Genomic DNA, 6,454 nt, shown 5'->3' with positions numbered 1-6,454 from the left:
TACTTTGGGGTCTGAAGCCAGTGCACGGGCGATGGCCACACGTTGTTTTTGCCCACCCGACAGTTCGTTGGGCAGGTGGGTTGCCCAATCTGCCAATCCTACTTTTTCGAGGTAGTGCATGGCTCTTTCATTACGTTCATTGCGTTTCATGCCTTGGTAATAAAGCGGCATGGCCACATTATCTATGGCACTTTTGTAATTTATCAGGTTAAACGACTGAAATACAAACCCAAGGAATTTATTCCGGTAACGGGCAGCGAGCTTTTCATTGAGGTTTTTAATAAGTGCCCCGTCCAGGGTGTAAGTGCCTTCATCAGCTTCATCGAGTATGCCGAGGATGTTAAGTAGCGTAGATTTTCCCGAACCAGACGAACCCATAATGGACACCATTTCACCTTCCTTTACAGAAAAATCGATGCCTTTTAAAACATGTAAGGAGGTGCTGCCTGTTTTATAGGACTTATGAAGTGATTTTATTTCAATCATACTACTGTAAAGTTTTAAACGGGGGATGGAATCAATAACGTAAGTAGTCTACAATATTATAGATAGTTACACAAAAAAGTGTGAAAGAGATGTTAATTTAAGAAAAGGAAAAAATTATAATGTTATGATTCCAGTTCTTCGCTCTTGGCTTTTTGTCTGTTTTTATAAATAAAGTAACCTATTACGCCCACCATTAGATATGGAAAAGCCATCAGGTATAAAATTCCATTGTTGATGCCTTGTGCGGCTGCTCCGTCAGCATCAGACTCCAGGACGGCACGGCACATGGCGCATTGTGCTTCTGTATTTGTAACAGCCAGAAGCGTAATTAAAGTGAGTATGTAAAATGTTTTCTTCATTAATAATATGGTGAAATCATAAAATAAACGATTACCCCGGAAGTAGCCACATACAACCAAATGGGGAAGGTGATTTTTGCTATTTTCTTGTGTTTGTCAAAACGCTTTGACAGTGCTTTTACAAATGTAATCAACACTAAAGGTATAATGGCAATGGAAAGCAGGATATGCGAAATCAGGATAATAAAGTACACCGTCCTGATGGCACCTTCGCCCCCAAAAGGCGTGGATGTTGAGGTCATATGATAAATTACATACATCACCAGAAACAATGCTGAAAGTCCAATGGCCAGTTTCATCAGGATTTCATGGGTTTTGCGGTTGCCTTTTTTGATTTGGATTACCCCAATCACCAGTATAATTGCCGTAAATGCATTGATGGCGGCATATATGGGGGGCAAAAAGCCCAGGCGGTCCACACCGGGAATTTCAATTTTTATGGTAAATAAAACAGCTACCGCCACAGGAATTATAACTGAAAGGGCGACAATCCACCTGTTGTAAACCTTTTCTTTTTGGGTTAAAGTGTTTGTCATTTCAGCAGTTTTTTGATGTCTTCTTTCAGCATTTCAATTTCGTCGTCTTCCAGGCCATTGTAATAGATTTTCGGGTTACCAAAATCATCATACCTCGAACGGATATACCCGTCTTTGTCTATGAGCGCAAATAGTCCTGAGTGTTCAAAGCCACCGGGGGCTTCTGCTGATTCGGCGCTGTAAAGCCTGAACCCTTCATTGGACAGTTTGTAAACCTCTTCTTTGTCGCCGTTTAAAAAATGCCAGTTGGGGTGCACTGCGCCCTTATTTTCAGCATATTGTATTAAAACTTCCGGGGTATCGTGTTCGGGGTTTATGGTGATGGAAGCAATTCCAAAATTCAGGTTGGTATAAAACTCATCCTGTAGTTTTTTCATGTTCTCGTTCATAATGGGGCAAATGCTGGGGCAGGTGGAAAAGAAAAACTCCACCACATACACTTTGCCTTTGTATGTATTGTTAGTAACCGAATAGCCTTTGTGGCTTTCAAATGAAAAATCGGGCACTTGGTTTCCTTTGTAAAAATCGGGGCCGCTGAGGCGACTGCTGAATTCGCTCACTGCCCAAATTCCAAAGACCAGGATAATGAATGATATGCCTACGTATGAATATTTCTTAGTTGCCATTCTCCGGTTTTATAGTGTTGTATTTTTTTAATGCCATTCGGTATTCTGCAAGTATGATTTTCACATCGTCCTCAAGCCTGTTGTTTATTTCCGCTACAGATGAAATGTCATATCCGTAAAGTGTTCCCACATCTTTATCGTCGTTGCGACCGCGGAGGTTTTGGTTTTTGTCAATTATAAACACTTCGCCAATGGAGGCATTTTCATCCAGGATCAGATTGGTTTCCATAGCGTTGAACACGGAATGGATTTCTTCCGGGGAACCGAAAACAAAATGCCATTTGTTTGTGTTTTCTATTTTATCGAGTTCCAATTTAAGTTCCTCAACCAAATCCTCACTTCCGTTTTGCAACACCACCACAAACTGTAGGTCTTCAAACTGATGATAAGGTTTGTAAATTTTATGGGTAAGGTTGAATATATGTCCGAATTTTGAACGGATATCATTTCCAAAAAAGCTAAGAATTGTGATGTTGCCTGACAAACTTACCTGCTCGCCATCGACAGTTGAAAAGTTGTCAAGGTCTTTGACATTTTCGGTAAGCACCGGAAGTTTGGCAAAATGATTTACCCCTGTGGATAAAAACAAATACAACGTAATGGGAAGGATAAACAAAACGCCTAAAACAAGATATTTTTTCACCATGGTGGGGAGTAATTTTCGGATTACAAAAATAAAAAAAGCCCCGCAATTAGCAGGGCTTTTATATATATATATTTAACTAAGATTAAAAATTGTATTTTACATATCCATTTCTGTAAACCTCAAAAATATAGTCACCTTCAATCAAAAGGATAAAACACAGGTAAGCAATAAGGAAAACTGCGGTCCAAACTACAGCGCGTCTCAAGCCTTTTGTTTCGCCCTCCATGTGCATAAACGTCCAGGTGATGTAATATGCTTTGTAAAGGGTTAAAAGTATAAATGTCCAGTTAAGGAGTGACATGGCCAAAAATTTATTCTCCACCATTACCTGAGGCTTAGTAATCCCTAAAGCTACCTCAATGATTGTGGCAATAGAAAGCAAAGTGAATACAAACCATATTCTTTTTACTGTGTCTCCGTGTGATGCGTCGTGTGCCATTTTAATATCTTAAAAAAATTATACTAAGTAGAAGAATGTAAATACAAATACCCAAACCAAGTCAACAAAGTGCCAGTACAACCCCACTTTTTCGACCATTTCATAGCTACCCCTTCTTTCATAGGTTCCCAGAAGAATGTTGAAAAAGATCACCAAGTTGATCATCACCCCTGTAAATACGTGGAAACCGTGGAAGCCTGTTATAAAGAAAAAGAAGTTGCCAAAAAGCGGATGACCGTATTCATTGCGGTGCAAATTTGCTCCTTCAACTACTCTTATAGCGTCCCTATTTAGCGTTTCGATAGATTCTTCCCTGCTTAAAACCATGGGGTGACCCGATTCATCCAGTTTTTGGATCCTGATTCTTAAATTTTCATTTTCAGCAAAACCTTTTTTAATATCCTCTACGGTATAAGTTGAAAGCGATTCATCTTCAGTAAACCAGACTCCCGAGCTGCGGTCCTGAACTACACGTTGCGAAGATTCCAGAGCAATGTCGCTCAAGGCCACCCGTTTACCTTCTGCATCCTGAAACTGGAGGATTCTTCCGGCTTTGGTTTCAATAGCACCATAAGTTCCCTGAATGAAATTTTTCCATTCCCAGGCTTGAGAACCCAGGAACACGATACCTCCAATCAAAGTCAGGAACATGTAAAACACCACTTTGCTCTTTTGCATTTTGTGACCGGCATCAACCGCCAGCACCATCGTTACCGATGAAAAAATCAGGATAAACGTCATCAATGCTACATAGTACATGGGTGCATCTACGCCGTGAAAAAAGGGAAAGTGATTGAACACCTCGTCGGCAAGGGGCCAGGAGTCAATAAATTTATACCTTGAGAAACCGTATGAAGCAAGAAAAGCGGAGAAGGTCAATGCATCTGAAAGGATGAAAAACCACATCATTAATTTACCATAACTCGCTTTTAATGGCGGGTTGTCTCCACCGCCCCAGGTTTTTCCTTCGGTACCTGTTTTAACAACAGTAGCTTCCATAAATTGAATTTGGTTTTTAATAAGGGTCAAAAATAAACAATTTTATTATCTAACGAAATAGAAAAATAAAAACAGATATATCCACAAGAAATCCACAAAGTGCCAAAACGTTTCAGCGAGTTCAATTCCAAGGGTTTGACCGTTGTGATACTTTTGTTTAAAATGATTATAAATTACGACCAATACTGCGATTAATGCACCTATTATGTGGGCCATATGCATAATGACCACCAGATAAATAAACGAAGTTGTGATGGTGCTTCCACTACCGGTAAAAAAATAGCCGTCTGCAATAAATTGTGAAAACCCCTGAAACTGGAAATAAATAAATAAAACACCAAGAATAAAAGTAGTGACAAGCAGTGCCATTCCACGGCTGTGTTTTTCCTTTTGCACAGAAACACGGGCCAAATACATGGTCAAGCTGCTGATTAAAACAATGATTAAACTGATGTAAAATGCCCGGGGTATGTCAAAACCGGACATCCAGTCGGGACGACTTTTACTAATGATATATGCACTGGTGAGTCCCGCAAAACTCATTGTCATACTGATCATCGCAAACCATAGCATCATTTTTTTTGCGCGGTTTTTCTTTACTTCGGGGGTATTTTCTGTGTCTGCCATTATCTTATGAATTTATCTGCAACGTATAAAATTTGGAGTAGTGTGATGTATGCCACACTTACCATTAATAATTTTCGGGCGGCTTCCTGTGATTTTTCCTTGTACAATTTTACTGTATGAAACAAAAACCAAATACCCAGAAAAAATACCAAAACCCCGGTAACGGGTGTGATATAAAACTTTCCGGTAACCCCCAAAACGGGAATCAATGAAACCAGCAATGTCCAAATGCTGTAAAGCACTATTTGAATAGCGGTTCCGCGGTCGCGCTTTCCGTTGGGAAGCATAAAAAAACCTGCTTTTTTGTAATCGTCAAACAAAAACCAGCCTATGGCCCAAAAATGCGGGAACTGCCAGAAAAACTGAATCATAAAGAGTGTTCCTGCTTCAATTCCGAAATTTCCGGTAGCTGCCACCCATCCCAGCATAAAAGGAATGGCCCCGGGAAAAGCACCCACAAACACTGAAAGTGGTGTTTTGGTTTTAAGCGGTGTGTAGAGGCTCACATACATGAAAATGGATATGGCGCCAAACATGGCCGTTTTGGGGTTGATGATGTATAATACCGCTACACCCAATAACGTAAAAGTGGTGGCTATAATAAATGCCGTTTGAACAGACATCCTGCCTGCGGGTATGGGCCGGTTTTGTGTTCGTTTCATCAGGGCATCCAAATCTTTTTCTATGATTTGGTTGAATGCATTTGAAGCACCCACCATAAAATATCCGCCAAAGGCCAGGAGCACTATGGCCAACGGGTCTAATACATCAGCACCAAGGAAATATCCTGCAATGGATGAGAATACAACACTTACTGAAAGGCGTACTTTAGTAAGTTCTAAAAAATCCCTGACAAGTGTGTTTGAAGTGGCCTGCAATTTTCCGGTTTCCAATATTTTGAGCGATTTACTTAACGTAAAAAACGCTGCAAAGATACTTCAAGGAGAGAGGTTAAACAATATTTGGAGAAAGATAATTTGTTTTTTACGTCAAGGGTAGGTTCCTGAGGAGGAATTAATGAATTTTCCACGAAAACACATTTTCCTGCAAATGCTCTTTTCTTTGTGGTTCCTTTGTGCCCTTAGAAATCTTCGTGGCAAAAAAACAATCTCTTGTTCTCTCAAATGGAGTTCTTTTTTAAACCATTAAGGCATTAAGGAACATTATGGGTTTTGACTAAGCTTAACTTCTTAATGGTTTAAAACTAGAATTTAAAAATCATAGTACCAGTTAAAAATATCAGTCCTAATTCCAAAATTGAACCACGTGGTGGAGTTTTTAAACTCTGTTGCAGTGTTTACTTGCGGGTTAAAATCGCGGTAAATCAGGCTGGCATAAACTTTTAAGTTGGTAGATGGATTAATCAAATAACCCATCTGAAATTCCCCGTGAAAAATGGAGGTGGTGTTTCCCTGGGCGAGTTCAATACCGGAATCGCCGTTGCGGTCGCGTTCATCGCGGTAGATGTCGCCACCATAATTGAAGTTGTCTTCTTCGGTGTTGAAATCAAAGCCTTTTTCGCCAAAAATCAATTTGGCACTGCCAAACAGCCTTCCATTTTCATAACGGGCAATTGCAATGTACTCCTTGAAGTTTGCTCCCCAAAGGTGAGCCATGGACTGGTTGTTATGCCCATAATTGAGCACTATGGTATTGTGTGAATAGGTATAGGGCCTCACCTGGTTGTATTCTGCCTGAATGTAGAGGTTATTTATTCCAAACGGATTGAAGTATTT

Annotated in this window: 9 protein-coding genes and 1 pseudogene; all 10 read right to left on the bottom strand. The window is 40.1% G+C overall.

Translation table 11 applies throughout. From position 1 onward, the window contains the following. Positions 1 to 486: ATP-binding cassette domain-containing protein (locus AC6F75_RS11300; RefSeq protein WP_500715123.1), on the bottom strand; the 486-nt coding region annotated here is incomplete at its 3' end. Between the two features lie 122 nt (positions 487 to 608). Then, positions 609 to 845, bottom strand: coding sequence for a CAMCR motif-containing small membrane protein (locus AC6F75_RS11295; protein ID WP_500715122.1), 237 nt, complete (start codon positions 843 to 845; stop codon positions 609 to 611). Next, the gene (locus AC6F75_RS11290) at positions 845 to 1,381 is read right to left on the bottom strand and encodes a DUF420 domain-containing protein (RefSeq protein ID WP_500715121.1); all 537 of its coding nucleotides are present in this window, start codon (positions 1,379 to 1,381) and stop codon (positions 845 to 847) included. The genes AC6F75_RS11295 and AC6F75_RS11290 overlap by 1 nt, the downstream gene beginning before the upstream one ends. Further along, on the bottom strand, positions 1,378 to 2,007 hold the full coding sequence (locus AC6F75_RS11285; protein ID WP_500715120.1) for an SCO family protein: 630 nt from the start codon (positions 2,005 to 2,007) through the stop codon (positions 1,378 to 1,380). Before AC6F75_RS11285 ends, AC6F75_RS11290 begins: the two co-directional genes overlap by 4 nt. After that, positions 1,997 to 2,653 carry a hypothetical protein gene (locus tag AC6F75_RS11280; protein ID WP_500715119.1) on the bottom strand — a complete coding sequence of 219 codons (657 nt, stop codon included), beginning with the start codon at positions 2,651 to 2,653 and terminating at the stop codon, positions 1,997 to 1,999. The genes AC6F75_RS11285 and AC6F75_RS11280 overlap by 11 nt, the downstream gene beginning before the upstream one ends. A gap of 82 nt (positions 2,654 to 2,735) precedes the next feature. Continuing rightward, the gene (locus tag AC6F75_RS11275) at positions 2,736 to 3,092 is read right to left on the bottom strand and encodes a cytochrome C oxidase subunit IV family protein (protein WP_500715118.1); all 357 of its coding nucleotides are present in this window, start codon (positions 3,090 to 3,092) and stop codon (positions 2,736 to 2,738) included. Between the two features lie 18 nt (positions 3,093 to 3,110). Next, positions 3,111 to 4,091, bottom strand: a complete 981-nt coding sequence (locus tag AC6F75_RS11270) for a cytochrome c oxidase subunit 3 (RefSeq protein WP_500715117.1) — start codon at positions 4,089 to 4,091, stop codon at positions 3,111 to 3,113. A 45-nt stretch (positions 4,092 to 4,136) separates the two neighbouring features. Then, the gene (locus AC6F75_RS11265) at positions 4,137 to 4,718 is read right to left on the bottom strand and encodes a cytochrome c oxidase subunit 3 (protein WP_500715116.1); all 582 of its coding nucleotides are present in this window, start codon (positions 4,716 to 4,718) and stop codon (positions 4,137 to 4,139) included. After that, complete coding sequence (gene cyoE / locus AC6F75_RS11260; protein ID WP_500715115.1) at positions 4,718 to 5,611, bottom strand: heme o synthase; 894 nt, start codon at positions 5,609 to 5,611, stop codon at positions 4,718 to 4,720. The genes AC6F75_RS11265 and cyoE overlap by 1 nt, the downstream gene beginning before the upstream one ends. Before the next feature lie 318 nt (positions 5,612 to 5,929). Beyond that, positions 5,930 to 6,454, bottom strand: a pseudogene (locus AC6F75_RS11255) (gliding motility protein RemB); the annotation flags it as partial.

The sequence above is a fragment of the Planktosalinus sp. genome (genome assembly GCF_059864935.1).
The sequence above is the reverse complement of the archived record's forward strand: the minus strand, read 5'-3'. Positions and strand labels throughout refer to the sequence as shown.

Bases quoted from the DNA above. Each gene is read 5' to 3' on its own strand.
- AC6F75_RS11295 (WP_500715122.1), bottom strand. From the start codon at position 845: ATGAAGAAAACATTTTACATACTCACTTTAATTACGCTTCTGGCTGTT.
- AC6F75_RS11290 (WP_500715121.1), bottom strand. From the start codon at position 1,381: ATGACAAACACTTTAACCCAAAAAGAAAAGGTTTACAACAGGTGGATT.
- AC6F75_RS11285 (WP_500715120.1), bottom strand. From the start codon at position 2,007: ATGGCAACTAAGAAATATTCATACGTAGGCATATCATTCATTATCCTG.
- AC6F75_RS11280 (WP_500715119.1), bottom strand. From the start codon at position 2,653: ATGGTGAAAAAATATCTTGTTTTAGGCGTTTTGTTTATCCTTCCCATT.
- AC6F75_RS11275 (WP_500715118.1), bottom strand. From the start codon at position 3,092: ATGGCACACGACGCATCACACGGAGACACAGTAAAAAGAATATGGTTT.
- AC6F75_RS11270 (WP_500715117.1), bottom strand. From the start codon at position 4,091: ATGGAAGCTACTGTTGTTAAAACAGGTACCGAAGGAAAAACCTGGGGC.
- AC6F75_RS11265 (WP_500715116.1), bottom strand. From the start codon at position 4,718: ATGGCAGACACAGAAAATACCCCCGAAGTAAAGAAAAACCGCGCAAAA.